15 protein-coding genes are annotated in these 13,889 nt (G+C 41.0%); 3 read left to right on the top strand and 12 right to left on the bottom strand.

What is annotated here, in order from left to right; genetic code table 11:
- The 3 genes from BLT_RS0104355 to BLT_RS0104345 form a co-directional block, all read right to left on the bottom strand.
- Positions 1–829 (bottom strand): DRTGG domain-containing protein (locus BLT_RS0104355; RefSeq protein ID WP_026104984.1); only part of this gene is annotated, 829 nt, incomplete at its 3' end.
- A gap of 90 nt (positions 830–919) precedes the next feature.
- Positions 920–1,168 carry a hypothetical protein gene (locus tag BLT_RS0104350; protein ID WP_017726589.1) on the bottom strand — a complete coding sequence of 83 codons (249 nt, stop codon included), beginning with the start codon at positions 1,166–1,168 and terminating at the stop codon, positions 920–922.
- Between the two features lie 516 nt (positions 1,169–1,684).
- Positions 1,685–2,368: a metal-dependent hydrolase gene (locus tag BLT_RS0104345; protein WP_017726588.1), complete on the bottom strand. Its 684-nt coding sequence runs from the start codon at positions 2,366–2,368 to the stop codon at positions 1,685–1,687.
- A gap of 175 nt (positions 2,369–2,543) precedes the next feature.
- Here BLT_RS0104345 and BLT_RS0104340 point away from each other — a divergent pair, with 175 nt between their 5' ends.
- Positions 2,544–3,638, top strand: a complete 1,095-nt coding sequence (locus BLT_RS0104340; protein ID WP_017726587.1) for a M24 family metallopeptidase — start codon at positions 2,544–2,546, stop codon at positions 3,636–3,638.
- Between the two features lie 23 nt (positions 3,639–3,661).
- On the opposite strand, the gene BLT_RS0104335 is transcribed toward BLT_RS0104340, so the two are convergent.
- The 3 genes from BLT_RS0104335 to BLT_RS23600 form a co-directional block, all read right to left on the bottom strand.
- On the bottom strand, positions 3,662–4,045 hold the full coding sequence (locus tag BLT_RS0104335) for a hypothetical protein (protein WP_017726586.1): 384 nt from the start codon (positions 4,043–4,045) through the stop codon (positions 3,662–3,664).
- Between the two features lie 50 nt (positions 4,046–4,095).
- A complete protein-coding gene (locus BLT_RS0104330) occupies positions 4,096–4,854 on the bottom strand; it encodes an SDR family oxidoreductase (protein WP_017726585.1) in 759 nt (252 codons plus the stop codon).
- 230 nt (positions 4,855–5,084) lie between these two features.
- Positions 5,085–5,240, bottom strand: coding sequence for a DUF4025 domain-containing protein (locus BLT_RS23600; RefSeq protein WP_017726584.1), 156 nt, complete (start codon positions 5,238–5,240; stop codon positions 5,085–5,087).
- A gap of 138 nt (positions 5,241–5,378) precedes the next feature.
- Between BLT_RS23600 and BLT_RS0104320 the strand changes: the two genes are divergently transcribed.
- On the top strand, positions 5,379–5,816 hold the full coding sequence (locus tag BLT_RS0104320; protein ID WP_017726583.1) for a universal stress protein: 438 nt from the start codon (positions 5,379–5,381) through the stop codon (positions 5,814–5,816).
- Between the two features lie 57 nt (positions 5,817–5,873).
- On the opposite strand, the gene argH is transcribed toward BLT_RS0104320, so the two are convergent.
- The gene (gene argH, locus BLT_RS0104315) at positions 5,874–7,256 is read right to left on the bottom strand and encodes an argininosuccinate lyase (RefSeq protein WP_017726582.1); all 1,383 of its coding nucleotides are present in this window, start codon (positions 7,254–7,256) and stop codon (positions 5,874–5,876) included.
- Positions 7,253–8,464: an argininosuccinate synthase gene (locus BLT_RS0104310; protein WP_017726581.1), complete on the bottom strand. Its 1,212-nt coding sequence runs from the start codon at positions 8,462–8,464 to the stop codon at positions 7,253–7,255. The genes argH and BLT_RS0104310 overlap by 4 nt, the downstream gene beginning before the upstream one ends.
- A 228-nt stretch (positions 8,465–8,692) precedes the next feature.
- Here BLT_RS0104310 and BLT_RS0104305 point away from each other — a divergent pair, with 228 nt between their 5' ends.
- Positions 8,693–9,010, top strand: a complete 318-nt coding sequence (locus BLT_RS0104305; RefSeq protein ID WP_017726580.1) for a hypothetical protein — start codon at positions 8,693–8,695, stop codon at positions 9,008–9,010.
- A gap of 74 nt (positions 9,011–9,084) precedes the next feature.
- Here BLT_RS0104305 and BLT_RS0104300 read toward each other — a convergent pair whose 3' ends face one another.
- From BLT_RS0104300 to BLT_RS0104285, 4 genes are all read right to left on the bottom strand, one after another.
- Entirely contained in the window at positions 9,085–9,927 is an 843-nt protein-coding gene (locus tag BLT_RS0104300; protein WP_236611065.1) for an EcsC family protein, read from the bottom strand.
- Positions 9,902–10,909 carry a 3'-5' exoribonuclease YhaM family protein gene (locus BLT_RS0104295; RefSeq protein ID WP_017726578.1) on the bottom strand — a complete coding sequence of 336 codons (1,008 nt, stop codon included), beginning with the start codon at positions 10,907–10,909 and terminating at the stop codon, positions 9,902–9,904. Before BLT_RS0104295 ends, BLT_RS0104300 begins: the two co-directional genes overlap by 26 nt.
- 312 nt (positions 10,910–11,221) lie before the next feature.
- Positions 11,222–12,409: an acetate kinase gene (locus BLT_RS0104290; protein ID WP_017726577.1), complete on the bottom strand. Its 1,188-nt coding sequence runs from the start codon at positions 12,407–12,409 to the stop codon at positions 11,222–11,224.
- A 378-nt stretch (positions 12,410–12,787) separates the two neighbouring features.
- Complete coding sequence (locus BLT_RS0104285; protein ID WP_017726576.1) at positions 12,788–13,783, bottom strand: class I SAM-dependent methyltransferase; 996 nt, start codon at positions 13,781–13,783, stop codon at positions 12,788–12,790.
- Positions 13,784–13,889 lie beyond the last annotated feature (106 nt).

Raw genomic sequence — 13,889 nt, 5'->3', positions numbered from 1 at the left:
CCATGACATGAGCCACTGCAGCGACAGAGGTTCGCTCGCTGACCGTTATCGGATTTTTCGTCATCACTTTCTCAATCGGCGTCTGTCTATTTGCACCGAGAACATCCTTCGCAGCTACCATCCCTTGAATTCTCATATGCTCATCAATGACTGGATAGCGGCTATGTCCCGTTTTTTGATTCAATTCATGCCATTTGTCAACTTGATTGGCTGTTGTCATATAATACGTATCTTGAAGAGGAATCAATATATCATCGACTAAGACAATTTCCTTTTTGATTAACTGGTCGTAAATGGCTCGGTTTATCATCGTAGCAACAGTAAATGTATCATAGCTTGTTGAAATAATCGGTAGCTCCAATTCATCGGCTAGCTTAATCACTTCCTCACTCGTATCAAACCCACCGGTTATGAGAACAGCTGCTCCCGCCTCAAGGGCAAGCTTGTGACCTTGATAACGATTTCCAACAATTAATAGATTTCCCGCTTCAACGTATCGCATCATCGCATCAAGCTTCATGGCTCCAATCACAAACTTATTTAATGTTTTATGCAGTCCTTGACGGCCACCAAGAACTTGTCCATCTACAATGTTGACGACCTCAGCAAATGTCAGCTTTTCAATATTTTCTTTTTTCTTTTTTTCAATTCGTATTGTACCGACCCGTTCGATCGTACTGACTAACCCTTGGCTTTCTGCTTCCTTAATCGCACGATAGGCCGTACCTTCACTGACTTGTAAGGCTTTGGCAATTTGACGAACAGAAATTTTATTTCCGATGTCTAAATTCGTAATATACTGTAAGATTTGTTCATGCTTCGTTGCCAAATTCGCCACCACTCTTTCATCAACCTGTACAGTTAATTTTTACAAGCTGTATTAGTTCTATTATACGAGTGATGGAGGGGCTCTTCAAGCTTATCTTACATAGTGCCTCATTCTTCTTTTGGTTTTTTTTAATCGTATTAAAGGAACAGTTTTCCCTTTTGTATTCTCCGATTTATATAACAGTCCAAGCAAATTCCCACTAATGACGAAAAACGCAAAAGCAAGCCACATGAAAGCAAACACAAAACCTAATCCTTCTTCATGCAATGGCAGTCGAGGTATAGCAAAAAAAAGCAAAGCGATCGCTGCTAATAGACTAACCGTATAACGTTGCCTCATCCATCATTCCTCCTGTACGAAAGATTGTCCGATTCGTACAGTGTATGTTTTTCATAAGGAAAAAGAACAAATTATGCATACATTGTTGTTTTTCTGGGTTATTCTCACTCCCGCCAGATACCTTGAAAAGAATTCAGTCCCTACTGTTTTTTTTTGAAAGTATCATCGCTCATAGGTTGAGTCAGGATCGAACGTCTCATCGTTTGAATTCCCCATTAGAGATTTGCTTTTTTTAATGGACATATCATCCTCTAGTTGCGAAAAAACCCCTTTTTATTAAGCCAACCGAACCTCAGGAGCGCTTATTTTAGTCGCCACGACTGTCAATGAGCCATCTTTTCTACAAATAGCGAACCCACAGTCCGCTTCTACCCTACAAACGTATCTTTTTTCACATATAAAGGAACCTGTGTGTCCGCTTCGGAAATATACTTCGCTAAGGTTGTGCATTGTTCGCATGTTCAATCATACACGTTCGTTTTGTCCAAAGCAGCCTTTACTTTAGCTAATGATCGTTTAGAGCTCGATCGATTGACCAACTGGAAGCATTTTTCCTTTTTTTCCTGAAAGGGAGTTAACAAATGCTTCTGGGTCCTGTTCAATGACTGGAAACGTATTGTAGTGAATCGGAACGACTGTTTTCGCTTGTAGCCACTCTGCTGCAAGCGCAGCATCCTCTGGCCCCATTGTAAAATTGTCGCCAATTGGTAAAAATGCTACGTCAATACTATTACGTTCTCCAATTAACTTCATATCTGAGAAAAGAGCCGTATCTCCTGCATGATAAATCGTTTTTCCTTCTGCTGTGAACAAAATTCCGCTTGGCATTCCTGTATAAACAATCGTTTTGTTCTCTTCATCCATATAGGAGGAACCATGAAATGCTTGGGTAAGCTTCACTTTTCCAAATTCAAACTCATAGGCTCCTCCGATATGCATCGGGTGAACCTTCACTCCCTGCCAGCCTAAATATGTCGCCAGTTCAAAAGGAGCGACAACTAGGGCATCGTTCCGTTTTGCAATGCTAACCGTATCTCCTACATGGTCGTTATGACCATGTGTTAATAAAATGACATCGACCTTTACATCCTCTGCTGTAAGATCCGTTGTTCCATTCCCTGTAATGAACGGGTCAATAATAATGTTCTTTCCATTTGTTTCAATCATTACAACAGAATGACCATGGTAACGTACCTTCACAATCGCTCAGCTCCTTTATGTTGATATACCTTATCTTATAAAACTACGAGACAATTGCAAAAATTCCTGCTCAAAAATCCATTGTAAAATCAAGCGATTCATGATTTTATCACTTTTCTTTAAGGGAGAATGATACGATAAGGACATAATAACAATTTGTGAAAGGATGATCGCGTTGACAACAAGATTAGCGCAATTAAGCGAATGGATGAAACAAAACGATGTTTCATTTACGTTCATTCAAGAGAAAGCGAACCTTTTTTATTTCACGAACTTTTACTGTGAGCCACATGAACGGCTAGTGGCACTTTTGGCTTTTCCAGAGGAAGATCCCTGCCTCATATGCCCAAATATGGAGGTTTCCCTTGCCAAAGAAAGTGGTTGGTGCGGCGAAATTCTAGGCTATTCTGATAGTGAAGACCCTTGGCAGCTTGTTACCGCTGCGATTCAAAAGCGGGAAGTAGCCACGCAAAAATGTGCCATCGAAAAATCCAGTCTTTCCTATGGACGAAGTGAAGCATTAACGAAACGATTCCCTCTTCTTCAGTTTACTGATTGTGAAGAGGTTTGTATGGGATTACGTAAAAAGAAATCAGCGAAGGAAGTGGAAATTTTACGAGAAGCGGCAAAATTGGCTGACTTTGGTGTTGAAGTGGGTATCTACGGGGTACAAGCAGGGCGCACAGAAATGGAGCTTGTTGCTCTTATTGAGTTTGAGCTAAAGCGGAAAGGTGTTCGTGATATGTCGTTTAGCACACTTGTTTTAAGCGGGGAGCAATCGGCCCATCCTCATGGAAAGCCAGGATCACGAGAAATAAAGAAGGGCGATTTCATTCTCTTTGACTTAGGTGTTGTTCTTGAGGGATACTGTTCTGATATTACTCGTACAATTGCTTACGGTGATATTTCAGAAGAACAGTCACGAATCTACAATACCGTATTGCAAGCACAGCAAACTGCGCTCTCTCTTTGCCAACCTGGAACAGAAATTGGTGCCCTTGATCGTGCTGCCCGGAACGTCATAACAAACGCTGGCTACGGTGCGTACCCTCATCGTATCGGTCATGGCCTTGGGATTGATGTCCACGAGCTTCCTTCCCTCAATAAAACCAACAAAGAGCTGCTTGAGGAAGGCATGACGTTTACAATTGAACCAGGTATTTATGTGCCAAGCATTGGTGGGGTTCGAATCGAAGATGATGTTCTTTTAACAAAATCAGGCTATGAATGCCTAACCCAATATCCAAAAGAGCTTACCATTGTTTCCTAAGTCAAAGAGACCATGCCTCCCTATCAAGAGGCATGGTCCGCCTTCCAAACCCAAGTAAACAATTTTCCTTCTTCATTGATAAATCGTGCTTCAAAGCGTTCCATTGATGGGAAACGGTCTTTTTTCAATCGATTGACCATTTCCTCAACCTTTGCCTGTTCCCCAAGTCCAATCATGCGCACAAGATTAATCACTTCCGCTTTCGCTCTCTCATCCTTCAGCACGGTTTCACCTTTTTCATATTCATAACGGTTCGGACTATCATATTCCCACTCATAAATCGTATTTTCAGCTTCCACTGTTATCCGTACTGAGAACTTATCCATCAACTCCGATGCGTACACATAGACTGTTGATAGCTGAAAAACGAGAAAGCATACTGCGAAGATAGCTACCCATTTTTTCATCTTAATCACCTCTGCTATAAGGTGTGTAAAAAAATGGATCACTATACATCCTAACGGTAGCGATGGATAACATCCACTCCCCCTGTGACCTCAACAACCGTTCCCGTTACCATATCAGCATTATCATCACATAGAAAAAGCACGGTACGAGCAATATCTTCACCCGTTCCAGAACGTCCGACAGGCGTTTTGTCATCCTTTTTTTCACGCGCCTCGGCAATGGATGCTTCTTTCATTTCACCTAAAATGTTGCCAGGACAAACCATATTGGCTGTAATCCCGTATTCAGCTTCCTCCACTGCGACCGTTTTCATCAACGAAACAAGACCAACCTTCGCTGCAGCATAGGCAGAGCGGTAAATCCAAGCTGGTGCATCTGCGGCACCTTGAAAACCATACGTTATAATACGTCCAAACTTTTGCTTTCGCATGATTGGCAACACTTTTTTCAGCATATAGTATACGGCATGGAGGTTGCCCTCAATCATCTGCAGCCATTCATCTTCTTCATAATCAAATAATTTTTTCCGTTCAAACACATAAGGTCCAGCGTTATTCACGAGGATGTCAATACGTCCAAAACGCTCAAACGCTTGATCAATAAAATGAAAAATGTCTTCCTTCTTCGTTACATCCACCCGAACAAACTGAATTCTATGTAAGTTGTCAGCCCATTTGTTTTTTAACCGTTCAACTGCTTCAGGGTCACTGCGATAGCTTACAGATACCGAGTATCCTTTTTCAAGTAATGCCTCTGTTACTCGCACCCCAAGCCCCTTCGTACCAGCTGTCACTAACGCATGACGCATGTGAGCCCCTCCTCAATTCTCTGTACTTATCCTTTTACACTTGATCATACTATTTTTGAATGAAATAGTAAAAAAATAATTGTATGACAGTGAAAAACAAAATGAACACCTTATTTAGAGAAAAAGAGTCTAATCCTTAGAACAAATGCGCTAGTAAGCGAGACAAGCTGCGATGTTCTTGCGTGATTAGACCCTTTCTAAATTTCATCAAAAAATTATGAAGAAGCGTGCTACTTTTTTTCGGGTGCCTTTTGCTGTCGCTTTATGTCCTCTTCTTGAAGCTTATTCTCTATTGTTCCTTCTCGATAGGAGTCCATCACTTGTTCATGGACGGACATTTCACCTTCTTGCTCAAAAACAATCCCTGTCTGGTTGTCATTTTTCATAGCATTCACCCCTTTCTTTTCACACATTCTTAGTATTTGTTGAATAGAATGGGATTATAAGCAGGAAAACGGTTTCATTTTGTCGAACGAGGGGAAAGAGAAACTTAATAAATAGGATAGGCTCAGGGGTGAATGATGATGACAATCGGGTATAAGCAGATTTTAGTGGCTGTTGATGGTTCAAACGAAGCAAAGCGAGCATTAAAAAAAGCAATTGATTTTGCAAAGCAATTCGATGCTACGCTTTTTATCTGTCACCTGATCGACACACGAACGTTTGCAACTGTCGAGCAGTATGATCGAACCGTCGTAGGAGATGCAGAAAAGCACGGGAAAAATCTTCTAACATCCTACCAACAACAAGCAATTGAAGCAGGGATTAGAGACGTACGAACGATCCTTGACTTTGGCAGTCCAAAGATAAAAATTCCAAAGGAGATTGCTGAGCGCTATTCCATTGATTTAATTATAACAGGGGCGACTGGCTTGAATACGGTTGAACGGTTATTAATCGGAAGCGTCTCTGAAGCGATCACGCGCAATGCTAAATGTGACGTGATGATTGTCCGTAATTGAGTAACACAGGATAAAGAAACAGCGAACCCGATTAATAGGTCCGCTGTTTTTTTATCTTTACTTTTTTTCTTTCAAAAGTCCTTTTGCTTTTTCCAAAGCTTTTAGCACCTCAGAAAAGCCTGTCCCACCGGCACTTTTTCTCCGTGCAACAACGGTCTTCGGCTGAAGAATTTCAAAAATATCTTCCTCAAATAAGTCAGAAGCCTGTTTGAAATCGTCCATTGATAAATCAAGCAGGTAAATCCCTTTTTGAATACAGACAAGGACCAGCTTTCCAACAACTTCGTGTGCTTGCCGAAACGGCATCCCTTTTGTTGCTAAATAATCAGCTAGCTCAGTTGCATTCGAGAAGTCTTGATGAACGGCTTTGTTCATCGTTTCCGTCTTGACCGTCATCGTCTCGATCATACCAGCAAATATGGCAAGAGAGCCTTTCACGGTAGTCACCGCATCAAACATTCCTTCTTTATCCTCTTGCATGTCCTTATTATACGCAAGAGGAAGGCCCTTCAAGGTTGTTAATAGAGAGAACAAACTTCCGTACACCCGGCCTGTTTTCCCGCGAATCAATTCTGCCATATCAGGATTTTTCTTTTGAGGCATAATGCTACTTCCCGTTGCAAAGGCATCATCAATTTCAATAAATTGAAACTCCTGTGAGGACCATAGAATAAATTCCTCACAAAGACGTGATAAATGCATCATCAGCAAAGAAGAAGCACTAAGGAACTCAACAATAAAATCACGGTCACTAACAGCATCTAGGCTATTTTCATAGATTCCATCAAAGCCGAGCAGCTCTGCTGTATAGGCCCGATCAATGGGAAACGTCGTCCCTGCAAGAGCACCAGCTCCAAGCGGCAATACATTAATCCGCTTTAAGCTATCTTGATAGCGTTCATAGTCACGCTCAAGCATCCAAAAATACGCCAATAAGTGATGGGCAAATGAAATGGGCTGAGCCCGTTGCAAATGAGTATAGCCTGGAATTAATGTTTCCACATGCTCACTTGCTTGGGCAACAAGAGCTCCTTGAACCTTTTTGACAAGGGCCATGATTTCCTGCGTCTGCTTCCGTAAATACAGGTGCATATCTGTTGCGACTTGGTCGTTTCGGCTTCGTCCTGTATGAAGCTTACCACCGACTGGTCCAATTTCATCAATGAGGAATTTCTCAATGTTTAGATGAATGTCCTCATTCGCAACATTGTATTCAAGCTCACCCTTTTTTGCTTTTTCAAGTAAAGTGTTCAGACCTTTTTTAATGCTTTCTACTTCTTCAGGTGCTAGTACACCTGTTTTTCCAAGCATCGTGACGTGCGCAAGACTTCCTTCGATGTCTTCTTCTACCAATTGCTGGTCAAAGCCTATTGAGGCCCCAAAGGCATCCACCCATTCTTCTGCTGTTTTTGAAAAGCGGCCTCCCCACAGCTTTGTCACGATGTTACCTCCTTCTTCTGTTTGTTCACCATGCTGTGAACTTTTGTTGGTAAGCCCCATAGTGAAATAAAGCCAACTGCTGCACTATGATCGAACTCATCGTCAGGAGTATACGTAGCAAGCTTTTCGTTGTATAGAGAATACTCAGATTTACGCCCTTCAACAATTGCATGGCCTTTGAACAATTTTACACGTACGACACCAGTAACTGACGCTTGTGTTTCCTTTAAAAAGGCTTGCAGAGCAGGTTGAAGTGGTGAAAACCATAGTCCTTCATAAATAAGCTCTGTTAATTTTTTCTCAATCACTGGTTTAAAATGAGCAACTTCTTTTGTTAACGTTAAATCCTCTAATTCTTTATGAGCTTTAATCAATGTCATTGCTCCAGGACATTCATATACTTCACGAGATTTGATCCCGACAAGACGGTTTTCAACATGGTCAATTCGACCAACACCATGCTTACCCGCTACTTTATTCAACGTCATAATCAACTCATCAAGTTGGTATGCTTCGCCATTAAGTGTTACAGGAACCCCTTTTTCAAACCCGATTTCAACGATTTCAGCTTCATCTGGTGTATCCTCGATTGCTGCTGTTAGCTCATACGCACCCTCAGGCGGTGTAGCCCACGGATCCTCGAGAATTCCACACTCATTGCTTCTGCCCCAAAGGTTTTGGTCAACAGAATATGGGTTATCTAGGTCAACCGGAATTGGAATATTGTTTTGCTTTGCATATTCAATTTCTTCATCACGTGACCATGCCCATTCACGGACTGGTGCAAGTACTTCCAAATCAGGATTTAAAGCTTGAATGGATACTTCAAAACGAACTTGGTCGTTACCTTTTCCTGTACATCCATGGGCAACAGCTTCTGCTCCTGTTTGTTCTGCAATTTCTACTAGTTTTTTCGAAATAAGCGGGCGTGAAAGCGCAGAAACAAGCGGATACTTTTGCTCATAAAGCGCATGAGCCTGTAATGCAGGAAGAACGAATTCCTCTGCATATTCCTTCTTTGCATCAATTGTATAAGATTGAATAGCTCCTACTTTTAACGCTTTTTCTTTAACGAAATCAAGGTCCTTACCTTCTCCAACATCTAATCCTACAGCAATAACATCATATCCTTTATCGCTTAGCCATTTAATCGCTACAGACGTATCAAGACCTCCAGAGTACGCTAAAACAACTTTTTTATTTCCCATAACGTCTCCCTCCAGTGAATATTCATTCTTATTTAATCATTTTTATACATTGATTTACAAACAAAAAGAGGAAAGTTCCCCTGAATAAAACTGACAACATGTTTTATTAATATTCATTACTTTACCAACGATTTTTGATTTTGACAAGTGCTTTTTTAAAAATTTCAGCGTTTTTTTTCTTCAAATCTTGCAAATTTTTCGCTAAAATAAAGGAAGGAGGGGATGTCAATGAGCTATGATTTTATCTTTGATGAACGCCTCGGCATCTCATTGCCGAACCTGCATAATGAGTGGGAGCTGTATGAACCACATATTCAGGAAAAGATTTTGTTTGAATGGGAGCAAATTCGTGGTCAAATTCCTGATAGAGTCCAGGATGTGGAAAAACAAATTAATGAGCATCAACGTCGATTATATGAAGAGGAGGATTTTGAGCGCTCTTGTATGTTAAACAGCAAGATTTCAGAGCTTGCCTCGGTTATAAATGACCTTTGGATCTGGTTTCGCATCAACCAAGCAACCTCAGCCGAACCGACCCATTCTTAACAGCTAGCAACGATTCCGTCTTCTTATGTATAGAGCCTGTATGAAAGAATCAATCTTCATACAGGCTCTTTTGGCTATGCATATTTTTCAAGTAAATGGCGTTTTTGATAGAAGCGATGAGCAATATTAATGACTTGCTGAGAAAATTGATAGTTCATCCGAGCCCCAAATACCATTCCAACTAAAGGAACACCTTGAATCATTTTTTTGCGTAGCATGGAAATCACAAATCCTTTTGCAATTTGACGAAGAAGCTGTTGAACCCATTCTCGTTCAAAAATGACCTCGCTGCTTCCATAATAAAACGGGTCGTCAACATTCTCACCCTTTACACCTTCAATCAGCTTATCCCAATTGTCGGCTTGATACGCTTTTGGAACGGTTGCTACATGAAATAATTTTAAAATAAGCATCATTTCGTATGGCTGCTTTAGTTCATATCCATAGGTAAGGGCAAGCTGTTGAATGGAGCGTAAATTAATCGCTACCATACTCGGAACATCAACTGCTAACAAAAAAGCCCCGCCCATTCCTGTAAGTCCTCCTTGTCCGAAAGAAAGGAGGCGTTGCTTTGCCATTTGCTGTTCAGCAATAAAATGAAGCTGTTCAATCCGCAGATTTTTCATATCATTCAGCGTTTCAATTTGAACGTCAAACACTTTTCCATGATTAAGAATTCGTCTGCTCAATTCTTCAATTGAACGGCTATTTTGCATCGCTGCAAGCATATGGAACATAACCGTGTCTATTTTTTCAAGCACTGTTTGCTGTGTCGTCTCTCCTAGTGCAGCAAATGTCTGTTCAAGCCACCGTTGGTAGGTTCGCTCTAAATCGGTGGCCTCGTGGTCAAAAAATCGCTCCTCCCACATTTCAATTTCTGTCCATAAGCGTTCATCTTGCTTTGCCATCTTCATCATTAAAACCCTCGCTTTTTCTATGGCTATGTTCATTTGTAGTCTGTTTTTTATACATTTTTCGTTTAAACATAGAGGAGTATACCCAAGGTTCAGTCGAGCCGTCATGAATGATTTGAAGTCCATTTAGCTTCTCATTTAACTGATTTAAATGATGGAAAAACACAGCTTCGGCTGTCTTATTCACAATAAACCCTTGGTTGATTGCGGCTTCACTTTCTCCGTACTGACTTAAAATACAATGCTTAACGGCTATAAGTTCTTCGTTGTCCCTTGGAATCCCTGCCTCGTAAGCAGCTTGGTTGATCATTTCAATCCCTAAGACGATATGACCCATCAGTTCGCCTTTCGTTGTGTAATCAGGGGCAATCGGATCTTCTAACGCTTCGGCCTTTCCAATTTCATGAAGAATCGCTGTGGTCAACACACAGTCCTGGTTAATATGTGGATAGAGAGGAATAAGCTGCATGATACTTTGACACAGGTGAACAATATGCTCAAGCAAACCAGCATAGTAGGTATGATGCCAAAGTTTTGCTGCTGGAATCGTCGTCACCTTGTCTCTAATTTTTTTATCACTAAGCACCTTTTTTACAAGGGTTGAAAGGACTGGAGATTGTATTTCGTCAATGAGGAGCCGTAATTCATGCCATAATTCCTCTCGCGACAGCCCAGGCTTTGAAAGGAGCTCGGTAATGTTTACCTCATCCTCATCTGTTGCCAGACGAATGCGCTGAATATTAAGTTGCTTTTGATTGCGATAGGAAGTGATTAGCCCATCCACTTTCACAACAGCGCGCCTTTGTAGCACCACTTTTTGTTCCTCATTAATATCCCAAAGCCGGGCCGGAATGAAGTCTAAATCACGCTCAAGTGTAAAATTAGCATATTCTTTTCCGTTCGTTGCCGTCTTAATTTCACGATCGCGAATGAGAAAAAAATTGACGATTCGTTCTCCTTCTATTCGTTCTTGAAATCGAGTCACTCATAATCCCCCGTTTCGTCTCTCTCCATTTTATGAAAAAGAAGCAGTAAAATCAAAATGATTTCACTTCTTAGAACATTTGATTTGTGCGTATCGTAAAAAATGCACAGAAAAATAATACTGCTTCGTCATATTGAGAAGCTTTGTTCCGTATTCATAGAAACCTGCATGAGGGGTTCGCTCTTTCCGCATAGCAAAAAACAAGTTCGTCAGGTCATACTGTCCCCACCATTTCAATGAAGGGATATGAGCGTCTTTTCACAGAAAAAAACCCTCTATGAAAAATACTTTCTAGAGGGTTCATCTATGCAATTATTGAGAAAGTCTCACCGTATCTCTTGCGATCATCACTTCTTCATTTGTCGGGATAATCATGACTTTAACTGGAGAATGAGGGTAGCTAATAAATGCCTCTTTCCCACGAACTTTATTTAAAGCTGGATCCCAATAGACACCCATAAATTCAAGCCCGCGAAGTACTCTTTCCCTGATAACGTCACTATTTTCACCAATTCCTGCTGTGAAAATAATCGCATCCACTCCACTCATTCGTGCTGCATAAGAACCAATGTATTTATGAATACGAGAAGTGAACACTTCAAGAGCAAGCTCCGCACGCTCGTTTCCAGCTTTCGCCTCTTCTTCAATATCACGCAAGTCACTCGAAAACCCTGAAACGCCAAGAAGTCCACTTTTCTTATTAAGCACCTCTATCACTTCATTCGCCGTTTGTCCTGTTTTTTCCATAATATATGGGATAAGGGCCGGATCAATATTCCCTGAACGAGTTCCCATTGTCACACCTGCTAATGGCGTGAATCCCATGGATGTATCAATGGATTTCCCACCTGAGATGGCCGCAATACTTGCTCCATTTCCGAGATGACATGAAAGCAAGCGGAGGTCTTCAATTGGGCGACCAAGAAGCTCGGCGGCACGCTCTGACACATACTTATGAGATGTACCATGGAAGCCATATTTACGAATACCATATTTTTCATAGTATTCATACGGCAAGCTGTAAAGAAATGATTTTTCTGGCATCGTTTGATGAAATGCTGTGTCAAAAACAGCTACAGCTGGTACATTCGGTAACACCTCTTGAAACGCTTTAATCCCAACAATGTTTGCTGGATTATGCAAAGGCGCAAGTTCAGAAACTTCTTCGATTCCTTTAAGCACTTCGTCTGTAATTAGAACCGAATCGTTAAACTTCTCGCCTCCGTGAACAACACGGTGTCCAATTCCCTCAATTTCATCTAGTGATTGGATAATTCCTAAATTTGTTAGCTTGTCCAGCAATGTTTTTACTGCAGACGCGTGATTTGGAATATCAAACGTATCCTTTTGCTTTTCACCATTCACTTCGATCGTAAAAATACTGTCCCCTAGACCAATTCTCTCTACAATTCCCTTAGTAATAACAGTTTCTGCAGGCATGTTCAAAAGCTGAAATTTCAATGATGAGCTTCCAGCATTTATTGCCATTATTTTTGCCATTCTATCCGACAGCTCCTTTTATCTACCTCTAACTAATGTGGCGGTAATCCTTTACTCATTTAAGCACCAAGACGTCACGTTTTCAAGTTAATTCGCCATTTTCGTCTTAAAATCTCCTGAATTCATTATTTTCGGAAATGAATACGCTTCAATTATTATTTATTCTTTCCGGTGGTTGAACAAGTTATTTTGTATATATAAAAAACGCAAACCCCTTTGTTCAGCCGTGATAAGCGCTGGAGCTCTGACTTGAAATCAATTTTTGCTTTCGTTTGAGGAGTTGAAGCACCCCGAGCCGATGGATGCCAGAGCTAGTCAGCTTTGAAAGAAATGTACTTTCCTATCTAAAAAAAAAAGCAGTGAATGACTCACCGCTTTTTACGAAATGCCTAATTGCTCCTCAAACCATCGATCAATTTGCTGGAGCATGTCGGCTAACGCTTCTTTTTTCGAAAAAGAAGGAAGTTCAGCTAAAAGCGCCTGCTGTGGCTGTCTTACCTCTGGTCCCTTTTTTTGAAGCATCAGAATGCTCTTCCCTTGTTTGGCTGCCTTGAACATTGATAACGGCAGCTGAAGCAGACCATGAATCACCGTATGTTTTTTTAAATATTGATGAAGCTGTTCTGCTTGATCACTTTCAAATAAAAAGTTCGGTACCATAAATAGGAGGAAGCCACCTTCCTTTGCCCGTTTGACTCCTTGTTCAATTAAAAGATGATGGACATAAGAATGTCCTTTTTCCGCTTTTAGTTCGAATGGTTCTGCAACATCGTCATTCGGATAGTAACCGATCGGTAAGTCTGAGACAATGACATCGACAGGTACGAATGAAAAAGGTCGCACACTGTCTTTGTGAAACAATTCAATCTCCTGCTGTTGCAAATTGGCACTGACAAAAGCTAGCTTTAGTAATGTTTCATCTGCTTCAAAACCATATCCTTTTACTGGTTGTAAGGCTTGGTTTACAATCGCTGTTAGTAAGTTTCCTGAACCAACTGCTAAATCAAGGACGGAAAACCCTTCTTTTTTCTTGGCCGTTACTTTGTTCACAAGATAGCTAATGAATACACAGACAGCATCTGGTGTCAGGGCATGATTCGGTTGGATCGCCCCTTTCATTCCTTTTAAAACTGCAAGCTGAAAGGCTTTTCTCACTGCTTCAGGTGCCATATCATCCAAGGAAACGGTGGCTATTTTTTTTTGTAAGATCGCCAATGTCGTTTCGTTCACTGACTGGATAACCTTTTCACGAAATAGTGATTCCCCCATTTCTGCAAGAGCATCAAGATAAGGAATCTCTAACTCATTTTCAAGGATGCTTGCTCCTTCATCAAGAGCCATATAGAGAGTTTCAACATCCGTTTGTGCAATCATATAAAATCGTCCTCCGTTCATCTTCCATCCATTTAGCCATTGTACCCAAACCTGGCATATTTGAAAAGCAATGAACTCACAAATCTTTTGAGCCGTTTATCCATCC

Source organism: Halalkalibacterium ligniniphilum, from assembly GCF_000334155.1.
GTDB classification, from domain to species: Bacteria; Bacillota; Bacilli; order Bacillales; family Bacillaceae_D; genus Halalkalibacterium; species Halalkalibacterium ligniniphilum.
This window is presented reverse-complemented; position numbering and strand designations above follow the sequence as displayed.